At 71.8% G+C, this 13823-nt stretch carries 10 protein-coding genes; 4 read left to right on the forward strand and 6 right to left on the reverse strand.

The genetic code is table 11. The annotated features are described in order from the left end of the window. Nucleotides 1–348: 348 nt before the first annotated feature. Complete coding sequence (locus AB0F56_RS28825; RefSeq protein ID WP_362014668.1) at nt 349–2043, forward strand: glycoside hydrolase family 18 protein; 1695 nt, start codon at nt 349–351, stop codon at nt 2041–2043. A gap of 117 nt (nt 2044–2160) precedes the next feature. On the opposite strand, the gene AB0F56_RS28830 is transcribed toward AB0F56_RS28825, so the two are convergent. Beyond that, on the reverse strand, nt 2161–3363 hold the full coding sequence (locus AB0F56_RS28830; RefSeq protein ID WP_362014669.1) for a serine/threonine-protein kinase: 1203 nt from the start codon (nt 3361–3363) through the stop codon (nt 2161–2163). A gap of 278 nt (nt 3364–3641) precedes the next feature. Between AB0F56_RS28830 and AB0F56_RS28835 the strand changes: the two genes are divergently transcribed. Further along, on the forward strand, nt 3642–5003 hold the full coding sequence (locus AB0F56_RS28835) for a M14 family metallopeptidase (protein WP_362014671.1): 1362 nt from the start codon (nt 3642–3644) through the stop codon (nt 5001–5003). Between the two features lie 72 nt (nt 5004–5075). Here the strand turns inward: AB0F56_RS28835 and AB0F56_RS28840 are convergent, their stop codons facing one another. The 4 genes from AB0F56_RS28840 to AB0F56_RS28855 form a co-directional block, all read right to left on the reverse strand. Further along, nucleotides 5076–6542 carry a gluconate:H+ symporter gene (locus AB0F56_RS28840; protein WP_362014673.1) on the reverse strand — a complete coding sequence of 489 codons (1467 nt, stop codon included), beginning with the start codon at nt 6540–6542 and terminating at the stop codon, nt 5076–5078. Between the two features lie 137 nt (nt 6543–6679). After that, on the reverse strand, nt 6680–7090 hold the full coding sequence (locus tag AB0F56_RS28845; RefSeq protein ID WP_362014675.1) for a RidA family protein: 411 nt from the start codon (nt 7088–7090) through the stop codon (nt 6680–6682). Then, a complete protein-coding gene (locus AB0F56_RS28850) occupies nt 7087–7848 on the reverse strand; it encodes an IclR family transcriptional regulator (protein ID WP_362014677.1) in 762 nt (253 codons plus the stop codon). The genes AB0F56_RS28845 and AB0F56_RS28850 overlap by 4 nt, the downstream gene beginning before the upstream one ends. Continuing rightward, entirely contained in the window at nt 7845–9095 is a 1251-nt protein-coding gene (locus AB0F56_RS28855) for a sugar kinase (protein WP_362014798.1), read from the reverse strand. Before AB0F56_RS28855 ends, AB0F56_RS28850 begins: the two co-directional genes overlap by 4 nt. 139 nt (nt 9096–9234) lie before the next feature. On the opposite strand from AB0F56_RS28855, the gene AB0F56_RS28860 reads away from it, so the two are divergent. Together AB0F56_RS28860 and AB0F56_RS28865 are read left to right on the forward strand one after the other, a co-directional pair. Then, nucleotides 9235–10569 (forward strand): amino acid deaminase, encoded by a 1335-nt coding sequence (locus AB0F56_RS28860; protein ID WP_362014679.1) that lies wholly within the window; start codon nt 9235–9237, stop codon nt 10567–10569. Nucleotides 10570–10583: 14 nt separating this feature from the next. After that, nucleotides 10584–12194, forward strand: a complete 1611-nt coding sequence (locus AB0F56_RS28865) for a D-aminoacylase (RefSeq protein WP_362014681.1) — start codon at nt 10584–10586, stop codon at nt 12192–12194. Between the two features lie 155 nt (nt 12195–12349). On the opposite strand, the gene mptB is transcribed toward AB0F56_RS28865, so the two are convergent. After that, on the reverse strand, nt 12350–13807 hold the full coding sequence (mptB, locus tag AB0F56_RS28870; protein ID WP_362014800.1) for a polyprenol phosphomannose-dependent alpha 1,6 mannosyltransferase MptB: 1458 nt from the start codon (nt 13805–13807) through the stop codon (nt 12350–12352). Nucleotides 13808–13823 lie beyond the last annotated feature (16 nt).

Genomic DNA, 13823 nt, shown 5'->3' on the forward strand with positions numbered 1-13823 from the left:
CTCACTGCGTTCACCGCGTTACTGCACAGCGCGATGCTGGCACTTTATCCACGACCTGTGGGCTGGTGAACACACAATCCGGCAAGCACAACGAGAATTCTTGGTCCGGATGGGTCTTGCGCTGGGCCTGACACCGGACCCAGCGCTGGGCCCACAGCTGGGCCCTGGACTGGGTCCGCGCATGGGCCCGAGACGGCCCCTCGGGCCCACCCGCCCAACTCCCCAGCCCCGTCAGAGGCCTTGACAACTCGATTGGTCTGGACCAGCTTGTTCCTCCAACGGTGGCCACCGTGACCTACCTCCCTTTCCCCTCCCCCTCTCCCCCATCTCCCCCACCGGAGGCAGCAAGTGGACCGCACCACCACACGCTCGCGCAGATGGATCGGCGGCGCCCTCGCGCTCGCCGTCGGCTCCGGGCTCGCCCTCGTCGGCGGCACCGGCACCGCCCAGGCCGCGGACATCAACGTGGCCAAGAACGCGGGCTTCGAGTCCGGCCTGGCCAACTGGACCTGTACGGCGGGCAGCGGCGCCGCCGTCTCCTCGCCCGTACGCACCGGGGCGGGCGCCCTCAAGGCGAGCCCGGCGGGCCAGGACAACGCCCGCTGCAGCCAGGTCGTCACCGTCAAGCCCAACTCGACGTACTCGCTGAGCGCCTGGGTGCAGGGCGGGTACGCCTACCTCGGCGCGACCGGCACCGGCACCACCGACGTCTCCACCTGGACCCCCGACAGCACCTCCTGGAAGCAGCTGACCACCAGCTTCACCACGGGCGCCAACACCACCCAGGTGACCGTCTACACCCACGGCTGGTACGGCCAGGCCGCCTACCACGTCGACGACGTCTCCGTCTTCGGCCCCGACGGCGGCGGCCCGGTCGACCCCGACCCGGTCGTCCCCGCCACCCCTGCGGGCCTCGCGACCGGCTCGATCACCTCGTCCTCCGTCGCCCTGAGCTGGAACGCGGTCTCCGGCGCCACCGGCTACAAGGTGTACCGCGACGGCTCCCTCGCGCAGACCGTCTCCGGCGCCTCCGCCACGGTGACGGGCCTCGCGGCCAACACCACGTACCAGTTCCAGGTCTCGGCGACCAACGCGGCGGGCGAGTCCGCCAAGTCGACCGCCGTCTCCGCCCGTACGACCAACCCGGGCCCCGGCCCGTCCGTGCCGAAGCACGCCCTGACCGGCTACTGGCAGAACTTCAACAACGGCGCGACCGTCCAGAAGCTGCGGGACGTACAGGCGCAGTACGACATCATCGCCGTCTCCTTCGCCGACTCGACGACCACGCCCGGCCAGATCGTCTTCAACCTCGACCCGGCCGTCGGCTACGCCTCCGTCGCCGACTTCAAGGCCGACGTCGCCGCGAAGAAGGCCGCGGGCAAGTCGGTCATCATCTCGGTCGGCGGCGAGAAGGGGAACGTCACCATCAACAGTGACGCCTCGGCGACCGCCTTCGCGGACAGCGCGTACGCCCTGATGCAGGAGTACGGCTTCACCGGCGTCGACATCGACCTGGAGCACGGCATCAACTCCACGTACCTGACGAAGGCGCTGCGCCAGCTCTCCGCGAAGGCCGGCTCCTCGATGGTCCTGACGATGGCCCCGCAGACCATCGACATGCAGAACACGGGCACCGAGTACTTCAAGACCGCGCTCGCCGTGAAGGACATCCTCACGGTCGTCAACATGCAGTACTACAACAGCGGTTCGATGCTCGGCTGCGACGGCAAGGTGTACAGCCAGGGTTCGGTGGACTTCCTCACCGCGCTCGCCTGCATCCAGCTCCAGGGCGGCCTCGACGCCTCCCAGGTCGGCCTCGGCGTGCCGGCCTCGACCCGGGGCGCGGGCAGCGGCTACGTCGACCCGTCGATCGTGAAGAACGCGCTCGACTGCCTGGCCCGCGGCACCAACTGCGGCTCCTTCAAGCCCTCGCAGACCTGGCCGAACCTGCGCGGCGCGATGACCTGGTCGACCAACTGGGACGCCACGGCCGGCAACGCCTGGTCCAACGCGGTCGGCCCGCACGTCCACAACCTGCCGTAACCCCACAGCAGGACCCTGTCGTAGCGACCCACAGCAGGACCCTGCCGTAACCACCCCACAGCACGACAGCGGCGCCGTCGCCCCCCCAGCGACGGCGCCGCGCCATGTCCTGCCGTCCTACGCGGGCAGGTAGCGCCTCAGGGCCAGGTCGAGCTGCCGGGCCCACGCGTCGGCGCGCTCGGTGCCGCGGGCGTCGACCTCGCAGGTGTAGGTGGAGCCGTCGTACAGCGTGAGGGTGACGACGAGCCGCCGGCCGCGCCGGGTCAGCTCGCTGGCGACGGACCCGATCTCCTCCCAGCCGAACTCCGCCTCGACGTCCGAGACCACGAAGACCACCCCGTCGGCGTCGACGGCGATCCCCGAGGTCTTGTCGGCGGCCTCGAACGTCGGCGCGGGCCCCGGCGGCGCGGCGGGCCGCGGCGGTACGACGACGGTGGGCTGCGCGTGTACGGGCACGGCGTCCTGGACGTGGACGGGTACGGCGTCCTGGACAGCGTCCCTTGAAACGACGGACACGACGGTCGGCGTCGGCAGCACGGGCTCGGGCTCCGCCACGAGCGCGTCGAGGAGCTGCGCGGGCGTGGGCCGCTCGGCCGGGCTCTTGGCGAGGCAGCGCCCGACAAGCCCGCGCAGCGCTTCCGGTACGGAGGTCAGGTCCGGCGCCTCGTGGACGGTGCGGTACATGAGCCCCATCGGGGTCCCGTCGCCGAACGCCCGCCCGCCGGCGGCCGCGACGAGGACGCCGCCGAGGGCGAACACGTCGGCGGCGCCGGTCACCTCCTCGCCGAGGGCCTGCTCGGGGGCGAGGTAGCCGGGGGTGCCGAAGGCGGTTCCGGTGGCGGTGAGCCGGGTCGACTCCAGGGCGCGGGCGATCCCGAAGTCCAGGACGCGAGGCCCGTCGGCGGCCATGACGATGTTGCCGGGCTTGAGGTCGCGGTGGACGAGCCCGCAGCCGTGGATGGCCTCCAGGGCCTCGGCGAGCGCGGCGCCCAGCGCCCGGAGCCGCCGCTCGTCCATCGGGCCCTCCGCGGCGACGAGGCCGGCGAGGGTGGGGCCGGGGACGTAGGCGGTGGCGAGCCAGGGCGCCTCGGCGTCGGGGTCGGCGTCGACGACCTGCGCGGTGTGGAAGCCGCCGACCCGGCGGGCGGCGAGGATCTCGGCCCGGAACCGCTCGCGGAATCCGGGGTCGGCGGCGAGTTCCGGCCGGGCCACCTTGACGGCGACGGCGCGTCCGCCGCGCGAGCGCGCGAGCCAGACGGTCCCCATGCCGCCCTCGCCGAGCTTGCGTTCGATCTCATACGTGCCGATCAGCGTCCCCACGCGGCACAGTATCGCCGAAGGATCTTCCTTTCGCGGTTTTCGCGGTCCGATGTGATCTCCTGTGGAACCCGGCCACGAAGGCGACCTTGACGACCGGTGGCCGAACCGCACTCTTGACCCGTCCATGTCATAGCCTCACCATGTGCGAACACCCGCGCGGAACACGCGCACCGAGCACCCGCACGGCAAATCCCGCACGGCACATCCCGCACAGCAACCCACCACAAAAATCCCGCACAGCCTGTCGCACCCCCCACCCTCCCCACCCAGGAGACAGCATGCGACTTCGAACCCGCGGAAGCGGAACGCGCGATACGCGCGGCAGGAGGTCCGCCACGCTCGCGGCCCTGCTGGCGCTCGCCCTCGCGGCGCCGCTCTCGCTCGGCAGCCAGCAGGCCGGAGCCGACTCCGAGCCGACCCCCGCCGCCGAGGAAGTGATCCGCCAGTACGAGATCCACGGCCCGTCCACCGTCGCCGAACGCACCGCGCTCGCCGCCACCGGCGTCTCCATCGACGAGGCCGACGACCACAGCGTCGTCGTCAGCGCCAACCAGGCCCAGCTGCGCAAGCTCCGCGCCCTCGGCCACCGCCCGGAGGCGCTGCCGGCGCCGCCGGACCGGTCGGCGAAGGGCCTGGGCGTCGAGCCCTTCGACTTCCCCTCGGCCGACTCGAAGTACCACAACTTCGCCGAGATGAACGCGGAGATCGACCAGCGCATCGCCCAGTACCCGAGCCTCATGAACAAGCGGGTCATCGGCAAGACCTACCAGGGCCGGGACATCGTCGCCATCAAGATCAGCGACAACGTCGGCACGGACGAGGCCGAGCCCGAGGTCCTCTTCACCCACCACCAGCACGCGCGCGAGCACCTGACCGTCGAGATGGCGCTGTACCTGCTGCGCGAACTCGGCGCGGGCTACGGCTCCGACAGCCGGGTCACGAACATGGTGAACAACCGCGAGATCTGGATCGTGCCGGACCTCAACCCGGACGGCGGCGAGTACGACATCGCCTCCGGCTCGTACCGCAGCTGGCGCAAGAACCGGCAGCCCAACGCCGGCTCGTCCTACGTCGGTACGGACATGAACCGTAACTGGGACTACAAGTGGGGCTGCTGCGGCGGCTCCTCGGGCACCAAGAGCTCGGAGACCTACCGGGGCACGGCCCCCGAGTCGGCCCCCGAGGTGAAGGTCGTCGCCGACTTCGTCCGCACCCGGGTGGTGGGCGGCAAGCAGCAGATCAAGGCGGCGATCGACTTCCACACGTACAGCGAACTGGTGCTCTGGCCCTACGGCTGGACCACCGCGAACACCGCGCCGGGCCTGACGCAGGACGACCGGGACGCGTTCGCGGCGGTCGGCGGGAAGATGGCGGCGAGCAACGGCTACACGGCCGAGCAGTCCAGCGACCTCTACATCACGGACGGGTCGATCGACGACTGGCTGTGGGGCGCGCAGAAGATCTTCGGCTACACCTTCGAGATGTATCCGGCCTCGTCCTGGAACGGCGGCTTCTACCCGCCCGACGAGGTGATCGAGCGCGAGACGAGCCGCAACAGGGACGCGGTGCTCCAGCTTCTGGAGAACGCGGACTGCATGTACCGCTCGATCGGCAAGCAGGCGCAGTACTGCACGACGTGACGGCGGGTACCACGTGACGAGGAGGGCGCTCCCGGAAAGCCGGGGGCGCCCTCCTCCGTAGTAACCGCGGGGCTAGACCGCCAGACTGAGCGCGGCGGCGACGGCGAATCCGGCCACGGAGAGGACGGACTCCAGGACGGTCCAGGACTTCAGGGTGTCCCGCTCGGAGATGCCGAAGTACTTCGAGACGATCCAGAAGCCGCCGTCGTTGACGTGCGAGGCGAAGATCGAGCCGGCCGAGATCGCCATGATGACCAGGGCGAGGAAGGCCTGCGAGTGGTCGCCGCCCTCGACCAGCGGCAGGACGATGCCGGCGGTGGTGACGATCGCGACGGTCGCGGAGCCCTGGGCGACGCGGAGCACGAGGGAGATCAGGTAGGCGAGGACGATGACGGGCAGGCCGACGTCGTTGAAGGTGTCGGAGAGCGCCTGCGCGACACCGCTCGCCTTCAGGACCGCGCCGAAGACTCCACCCGCGCCGACCACGAGCAGGATGTTGCCGACCGGCTTCAGCGAGGACGTGGACACCTGCTCCAGGGACTTGCGGGACCAGCCGCGCCGGATGCCGAGCAGGTAGTACGCGAGGAACAGCGCGATCGTCAGGGCGACGAACGGGTTGCCGAAGAACTCGATCACGGAGCGGGCGGTCGACTCGTCGAGCGCGATGGAGGAGAAGGTCGCGGCGAGGATGAGGACCAGCGGCGTACCGATGATGAGGAGCACGGTGGCCAGCGAGACGGGCGCCTCGGAGGCGCCGTCCTTGCGCTCGGCGGCGACCTGCGCCTTGGCGTCCTCGGCGGCCTCCAGCATGTCCTGCGGGACCTCGACGAAGAGCCGCTTGCCGATCCAGGCGGCGTAGGCCCAGGCGGCGAGGACGGCGGGGATGCCGACGACGATGCCCATGAGGATGACCCAGCCGAGCGAGACGTGGAGCAGTCCGGCGGCGGCGACGGGACCGGGGTGCGGCGGCAGGAAGGCGTGGGTCATCGACAGACCCGCGAGCAGGGGCATGCAGTAGAGCAGGATCGATTTGCCGGACCGCTTGGCGGCGGCGTAGACGATCGGCGCGAGGACGAAGATGCCGACGTCGAAGAAGACGGGGATGCCGAAGATCAGTCCGGTCAGGCCCATCGCGAGCGGGGCGCGCTTCTCGCCGAAGAGGCCGAGGAGGCGGGAGGACAGCACCTCGGCTCCGCCGGAGACCTCGAGGATCGCGCCGAGCATGGTGCCGAGGCCGATGATGATCGCGACATGGCCGAGGATGCCGCCCATGCCGTTCTCGATGACGGAGGTGGCGGCGGACTTCTGGACGGTGCCGAAGAGTTCGGTGACGGAGAGTCCGGCGGCGAGGCCGACGCTGATGGAGACGGCGAGCAGCGCGACGAAGGGCTGCAGGCGGACTTTGATGATGAGGACGAGGAGAAGGGCGATGCCGAGGGCGGCGACGGTCAGCAGACCGGCCGTGCCGGGTATGAGGAGGAGCAGTCCTCCGGTGTGGGGTGGCGCCTCGGCGGCGGGGGATGCGGCGGCGAGCAGCATGGTGGGGCCTCGTTTTTGGGTAGGGGGGAGCGCGGCACGGCGTCCCGGGGACGGACGCCGTGCCGTAAAGCGGCGTGCTCAGCGAAATCAGCTCAGGTTGTGGGGGTACCGGCTCGGGCTCGGGCGCGGAATCGGGCTCAGGAGAGGACGGCGAGGGCGTCGATCTCGATGAGGAGGCCCTTGGGGAGGCCGACGTAGACCGTCGTACGCGCGGAGGCGGGGGCCTTCAGGCCCTGCTCCTCGAAGTACGCGTTGTAGATCTCGTTCATCTCGGCGAAGTGGTCGACGTCGGTGAGGTAGACGCGCATCATCATCACGTCGTCCCAGCTCGCGCCGCCCTCCTCCAGGATCGCCTTGACGTTGGCGAAGGTCTGCAGGGTCTGCTCGCGCAGGGTCGGGCCCGCGGGCGTGGGCGCCTCGCCCTCCTCGGCGGGCAGGAACCCGACCTGCCCGGCGACCTGCAGAATGTTCCCCTTCTTGACGCCGTGCGAGAACTTGGCGGGCGGGGCGGTGTGGGTGGCGGGGGTGAGCGCGATCTTCTCGGTCATGTCCGGTCCTTGGTAGGGGTGTTGCCTGAGTAGTCCCGGCTGATGGCGTCGGCGGTGCGGCGCACCAGCGGGAGCAGGGTGAGGAGTTCCTCGGCGGTCACGACCACATTGGGCGCCGAGACCGACATGGCGGCGACGACACGGCCGTCGGCGCCGCGGATGGGCGCTCCGACACAGTTGATGGACTCCTCGTGGCCACCGAGGTCGGTGGCCCAGCCCTGTTCGCGTACGGTCGCCAGCTCCTTGAGGAAGGCGGTGGCGTTGGGGGTCGAACGGGGCGTGTACATGGGGTAGTCGAGCTTGGCGGCGATGGCGCGCCGCTCGGGCTCGGGGAGGTCGGCGAGCAGCAGCTTGGCGACGGCGGCGACGGTGATGGCGACGGGCTTGCCGATACGGGAGTACATCCGGACCGGGTAGCGGCTCTCGACCTTGTCGATGTAGAGCACCTCGCTCTCCTCGTAGACCGCGAGGTGGACGGTGTGCCCGATCTGCTCGTTGAGCGCGGTGAGGTGGGAGTGCGCGATCTCGCGGATGTCGAGGTTCTCGACGGCCTCCTGCGCGAGGGCGAAGAGACGGGCGCCGAGGCGGTAGCGCTGGTCCTGCTGGCGGTAGACGAGGCCGTGCTCGTGCAGGGTGCGCAGCAGCCGCAGGGCGGTGGACTTGTGCACCCCGAGCCGGTCGGCGACCTGGCCGAGGTCGGCGGGCCCCTGGGCGAGCAGCGGCAGGATGCTCAGCGCGCGGTCGACGGTCTGACTCATGGCGTACGTACCTCCTGGTCCTCCCCCGTCCACCCGGGGCCGAGGTGCAGTGTCTCCCAGGCGGAGTCGCCGAGGGCGACCAGCCGGTCGGCGTGTGCGATCCAGGAGGGGCGCTGCGAAGCAGCTCCGTGAGGGGTGGTGGCCGGGTGACGGGTGGGCGGCAAGGCGAGATCTCCGGGCACGGTGAGCGCGGCGGCGGCCATGAGATGCCCATGCCGAACCCGCTCCCGTACGGGCAGCCCCCGAAGGGTCCCCGACAGAAACCCGGCAGCGAACGCATCCCCGGCCCCGACGGCCGCGACGACATCGACACGGGGTGCGGGGACGTCGGTGACGGCGTCGGGGACAAATCCAGCCCTGCCGCCAAATCCGGCCTCGCCGGCAAATCCAGCCCCGCTGGGGGTCCCCCCACGCCCCTTGGCGTAGGGGGAGTTTGAGGCGCGGGGGTCTGGGGGCAGAGCCCCCAGTTCGGGAAGGGGCGGGGTGGGGAATGGCCCAGCGCAGCGCTCAAGGACGACCGCCCCCGCCGCCCCTCGCTTCACGACGAGCACGGCCGGCTCAGGCAGCGCGCCCCGGACAGCCTCCGGCCCCACCAACCCCCACGCCTCCTCCGCCTCGTCCTCCCCCACAAACACCACATCCGCCCCCCGAGCAAGCTCCAGCAGCACCCGCCCACCGACCACGGCGTCCCGCCAAAGCCCCGCCCGAAAGTTCACGTCGAACGACACGACCGGCCGCCGACCCACCCGCCGAGCGGTCAGCACCCGCATCAGCGCCAGACTGCCCTCCGACAGCGCCGCGGTGATCCCCGACAGATGCAGCACCCGCCCGTCCACCACCGACTCGTACGGAACCGTCTCCGGCGACATCGCCGAAGCCGCCGACCCGGCCCGGTAGTACGCGACCTCGTGCGCCGCCGCGGCCCGATCCGTGGCCGTACGGAAGTAGATCCCGGTCGGCCGCACGGCATCCCGCCCCACCGCCGACACATCGACCCCGTACGCCCCGATCGCCTCGACGAGGTGGTCGCCGAACCCGTCCGCACCCACCCGGCTCACCCACTTCGCGCGGTGTCCCGCCGAGGCGAGCGCGCAGGCGACATTGGACTCGGCGCCGCCGATGGCGCGGGCGAACGTGGGCACGTCGGCGAGGCGTCCCGGCCGGGAGGGCAGAAAGGTGACCATGGACTCACCGAGGCAGACGACGTCCACGGGTGGCGCGTCCACGGTCGGGTGGTCTCCGGTCAGGGCGGTCACCTGCGGGCTCCTCGTCGATCATGCGGGTCCATTGACCCGGCGTTGGCCCGGATGTTAGACACCCTTTAGCGATATGCGCAATGACCGTTGCGCATACTGCAACGCAATGACGCGAGGCCCTGGAGGAACCATGCAGCAGGAGCACCACCACACCCCCGCTCCCACCGACATCCCCAACCCCAACCGCACCCCCACACCCACCCAGCAACTCGCGCACGAACGCGTGGACCACCGCTTCAAGGCCCTGCCCCCCGACGCCGAGGGCCTGACCGTCGGCGAGCTCGCCGCCCAGCGCCGCAACCTCTTCACCGGCGGCTTCACCACCCCCGTCCTCGCCCTCTCCGCCGAGTCCGTCGAGCACAACCTCCGCCTCCTGGAGACCTACGCCGAGCGCCACGGCCTCGCCTTCGCCCCGCACGGCAAGACCTCGATGGCCCCGCAGCTCTTCGACCGCCAGCTGGAGCACGGCGCCTGGGGCATCACGGCAGCCGTCCCGCACCAGGCCCGCGTCTACCGCGCCCACGGCATCGCCCGGATCTTCCTCGCCAACGAGCTCGTCGACGCCCCCGCCCTGCGCTGGCTGGCCTCCGAGCTCGACGCCGACCCCGACTTCCGCTTCATCTGTTACGTCGACTCGGTCCGCGGGGTCGAGCTGATGGACGCGGCCCTCACCGAGGCCGGCGCGCGGCGCCCCGTGGACGTCGTCGTCGAGCTCGGCGCCGGCGAGGGGGCCCGTACCGGAGCCCGTACGGAAGCCGACTGCACCGCCGTCGCCGACGCGGTCGCCGCGGCCGGCACGCTCCGCCTGGTCGGTGTGGCGGGCTACGAGGGCGAGGTCCCGCAGGCGGACGCCGACCGGGTCCACGCCTGGCTGAACCGCCTCGTCTCCCTCGCCGCCGACCTCGACAAGGCCGGCCGCTTCTCCCCCGACATCGAGGAGATCGTGATCAGCGCGGGCGGCAGCGCCTGGTTCGACGCGGTCGCCGACGTGTTCGCGGAGATCCCCGAACTCTCAGTCCCCGTACTGAAGTTGCTCCGCTCCGGCGCGTACGTCTCGCACGACGACGGCCACTACCGGCACCTCACCCCCTTCAACCGGGTCCCCGAAGAGGGCGCGCTGCAGCCCGCGTTCCGGCTCTGGACACAGGTCGTCTCCCGCCCGACCCCCGAGCAGGCCTTCACCAACGGCGGCAAGCGGGACGCCGCGTACGACCTCGACCTCCCCGAGGCGCAGGTGGTCCGCGACGCCCGTACGGGCACGGTCCGCCCCGCCGACGGCATCACGGTCACCGGCCTGTCCGACCAGCACGGCTGGGTCCGCACGGAACCGGGCGCCGAGATCGAGGTCGGCGACTGGCTCGGCATGGGCCTCTCCCACCCCTGTACGTCCTTCGACAAGTGGCAGCTGATCCCGCTGGTCGAGGCGGACGGCACGGTCGTCGACTACATCCGTACGTTCTTCTAGAGGAGCCGGTCACCATGGACCTCGTCATCCGCGACGTGGACGTCATCGACGGCTCGGGCGGGGAGTCGTACCGCGCCGACGTCGCCGTCGACGGCGGCCGGATCGCCGCGATAGTGAAGGAGGGCGCGGCCGCGGGCTGCCAGCGCCCCACCGCCCGGCGCGTCCTGGACGCCGAGGGCCTCGCCCTGTCCCCCGGCTTCATCGACATGCACGCGCACTCCGACCTCGCGCTGCTCCGCGACCCGGAGCACACCGCGAAGGCCGCGCAGGGCGTGACCCTCGAAGTCCTCGGCCAGGACGGCCTCTCGTACGCCCCGGTCGACGACCGCACGCTCGCGGAGGTCCGCCGGGCGATCACCGGCTGGAACGGCGACGGTTCGGACATCGACTTCGACTGGCGCACGGTCGGCGAGTACCTGGACCGCCTGGACCGCGGGATCGCGGTGAACGCGGCGTACCTGATCCCCCAGGGAACGGTACGGATGTACGCCGTCGGCTGGGACGACCGCCCGGCGACGGAGCGGGAAACGACCCGGATGCGGCAGCTGGTGGCGGAGGGCATGGAGCAGGGCGCGGTGGGCATGTCCTCCGGCCTGACGTACACGCCGGGCATGTACGCGAAGGACACGGAACTGGCCGACCTCTGCAAGGTCGTGGCGGGGTACGGCGGCTACTACTGCCCGCACCACCGCTCGTACGGCGCCGGTGCGCTCCAGGCGTACGAGGAGATGGTCGCCCTCACCCGGGACGCGGGCTGCGCGCTGCACCTGGCGCACGCGACGATGAACTTCGGCGTGAACAAGGGCAAGGCCCCGGACCTCCTGTCCCTCCTGGACGAGGCGCTGGCCGGCGGCTCCGACATCACCCTGGACACGTACCCGTACACGCCGGGCTGCACGACCCTGGTGGCGATGCTCCCGAGCTGGGCGGCGGAGGGCGGCCCGGAGGCGCTGCTGACGCGCCTGAAGGACGACGAGACGGCGGAACGGATCCGCCACCACCTGGAGGAGATCGGCTCGGACGGCTGCCACGGGGTGCCGATCGAGTGGGACACGATCGAGATCTCGGGGGTAAGCGACCCGGGTCTGGCGTCGTGCGTGGGCAAGACGATCGCCCAGTCGGCCGAGATGCGCGGTGAGGCCCCGTGGGTCACGGCCCGCCGCCTCCTGATCGACGACCGCCTCGGCTCGACGATCCTCCAGCACGTCGGCCACGAGGAGAACGTCCGCACGATCATGCGCCACCGGGTGCACACGGGCGGCTCGGACGGCATCCTCCAGGGCTTCAAGCCCCACCCGAGGGCGTACGGGACGTTCCCCGAGTACCTGGGCAAGTACGCGCGCGACGAGGGCGTCCTCTCCCTGGAGGAGTGCGTCGCCCACCTCACCTCCCGCCCGGCCGCCCGCCTCCGCCTCCCCGACCGCGGCCTCGTCCGCGAGGGCTACGTGGCGGACCTGGTCCTCTTCGACCCGACCACGGTCGCGGCCGGGTCGACGTACGACTCCCCCCGCTCCCTCCCGGTGGGCATCCCCCACGTCCTGATCGACGGCCAGTTCGTCATGGAAGACGGAAAGCGCACGACGGCCCTGGCGGGCAGGGCGATCCGAAGGACACCGACCCCCTGACGGTGCTGGGCGGGTGCGCACCTTAGGGCCGGCACCCGTCCCAACCGCCTGGGCGCCCGTCCGGCCCCACCCCGCGTGGGCACACGTCCCGCAGGGCGGTGGGGGTCCCCCAGGGCGAAGCCCTAGGGGGAGGGTGGGCACACGGGACGGCGCCCTTACGGGCGCGTCCGCTCCAGGTCCCCGCCCACCACGGCTCCGGCGGCCACCACCGGGCGCGGCCACGACGACCGCCGCACCCACCAGAGCCCCGCCGCCAGCACGACCCCGGCGGCCACGAACCCGTACCAGGGGGTCGCCCCCGACGGCGCGGTCTCGTACACAAGCGCCGCCGACGCCACGGCGAGCACCTGCCCCACCCGCCCCCGCCAAGCAGCCGTCGCCGCGACAACCACCACGCCCCACAGCAAGTACCAGGGCTGCACCATCGGCGACAGCGCGACGAGCGCCACCAACGCCAGCCCCAACCCCAGCACCGGATCGATCCGCCCCTTCCACGCCCGCCAGGCGAGCGCCAGGATGATCCCCACCGCGATCACGAGGCCGAGCTTCTGGACGACGCCCTTCACGGGCTCGGGGCCGTCCCCGAGAAGCAGCCCGAGCCCCAGCCCCACGTCACTCGTGACCGACAGCGCCGTATGGATCGCCCCCGCCACACTCTGCGTCCGCAGCCACCCGAACCCCGTCCCGGCCGCCACCGTCGCGCCGACGGCCACCGCCCCCGCGACGACCCCCGGCCCGACGAGCCCCTTCACCACACCCCGTACGCCCCCACCACCCGCACGCGCCACCATCACCCCGATGAAGAGCAGGGCGACCGCGGCCGGCGACTTGACCATCATCGCGAGCCCGACCAGCACGCTCCCGAGCACCCACCGCCCCCGCGAGGCGAGCAGCACGCCGCCGAGCATGAGCCCGATCATCAGCCCGTCGTTGTGCATCCCGCCCACGACGTGGATCAGCAGCAACGGGTTCAGGACCGCAAGCCAAAGCGCCCCACCAGCACCCCCACCCCCGCGCCGCCCCGCAAGCCCCCGCACCGCCCAGACGATCAGCGCCAGCGCGCCGAGCGCGAGGAGCCGCATCCCGAACACCGCCGGGACGATCGCCCCGCCCGTCACCTTCACCACGGCCTGCGCGAGGACGAGGAAGGCCGGCCCGTACGGCGCCGGGGTGTCCGTCCAGTGCCCGCCGACGCTCGCCGCGGCCTCCACGCCGAGGTCCCCGGGGCCCAGGACCGACGGCCCGGCCCCGTACACGTCGTACCCCTCCAGGACCATGGCGCCCTGGGCGATGTAGCTGTAGACGTCCGCGCTGTACAGCGGAGGCGCGAGCACCAGAGGCGCGCACCACCACCCCAGGGTCGCCAGGACCCCGCCACGGGCGTCCTGGTCCCCGCGGGCAAGCAGCTCCCCGTACCGCCCCCACGCCGCCACGAGCAGCGTCAGCCCGAGGTACGCCAGGACCGCGCCCGCCGCCGTCGCCGCCGTGCCCCGGGCGGCCCACAGCCCCCACGGCTCCGGCTCGTCCGGCAGGGTTCCGGCGGCGTAGCCGCCCACGGTGACGGCGAGCGCGCCGAGCGCTCCCGACCACCGGCACCCGGCGGCGCTCCACAGACGGCTCCACCACGCC

The sequence above is a fragment of the Streptomyces sp. NPDC026092 genome, assembly GCF_040638605.1.
GTDB lineage: Bacteria > Actinomycetota > Actinomycetes > Streptomycetales > Streptomycetaceae > Streptomyces.

What these genes read in the sequence shown, in the direction of transcription:
- AB0F56_RS28840 (WP_362014673.1), bottom strand. Translation starts at nt 6,542, where the DNA reads ATGCTGCTCGCCGCCGCATCCCCCGCCGCCGAGGCGCCACCCCACACC.
- AB0F56_RS28835 (WP_362014671.1), top strand. Translation starts at nt 3,642, where the DNA reads ATGCGACTTCGAACCCGCGGAAGCGGAACGCGCGATACGCGCGGCAGG.
- AB0F56_RS28845 (WP_362014675.1), bottom strand. Translation starts at nt 7,090, where the DNA reads ATGACCGAGAAGATCGCGCTCACCCCCGCCACCCACACCGCCCCGCCC.
- AB0F56_RS28865 (WP_362014681.1), top strand. Translation starts at nt 10,584, where the DNA reads ATGGACCTCGTCATCCGCGACGTGGACGTCATCGACGGCTCGGGCGGG.
- AB0F56_RS28860 (WP_362014679.1), top strand. Translation starts at nt 9,235, where the DNA reads ATGCAGCAGGAGCACCACCACACCCCCGCTCCCACCGACATCCCCAAC.
- AB0F56_RS28850 (WP_362014677.1), bottom strand. Translation starts at nt 7,848, where the DNA reads ATGAGTCAGACCGTCGACCGCGCGCTGAGCATCCTGCCGCTGCTCGCC.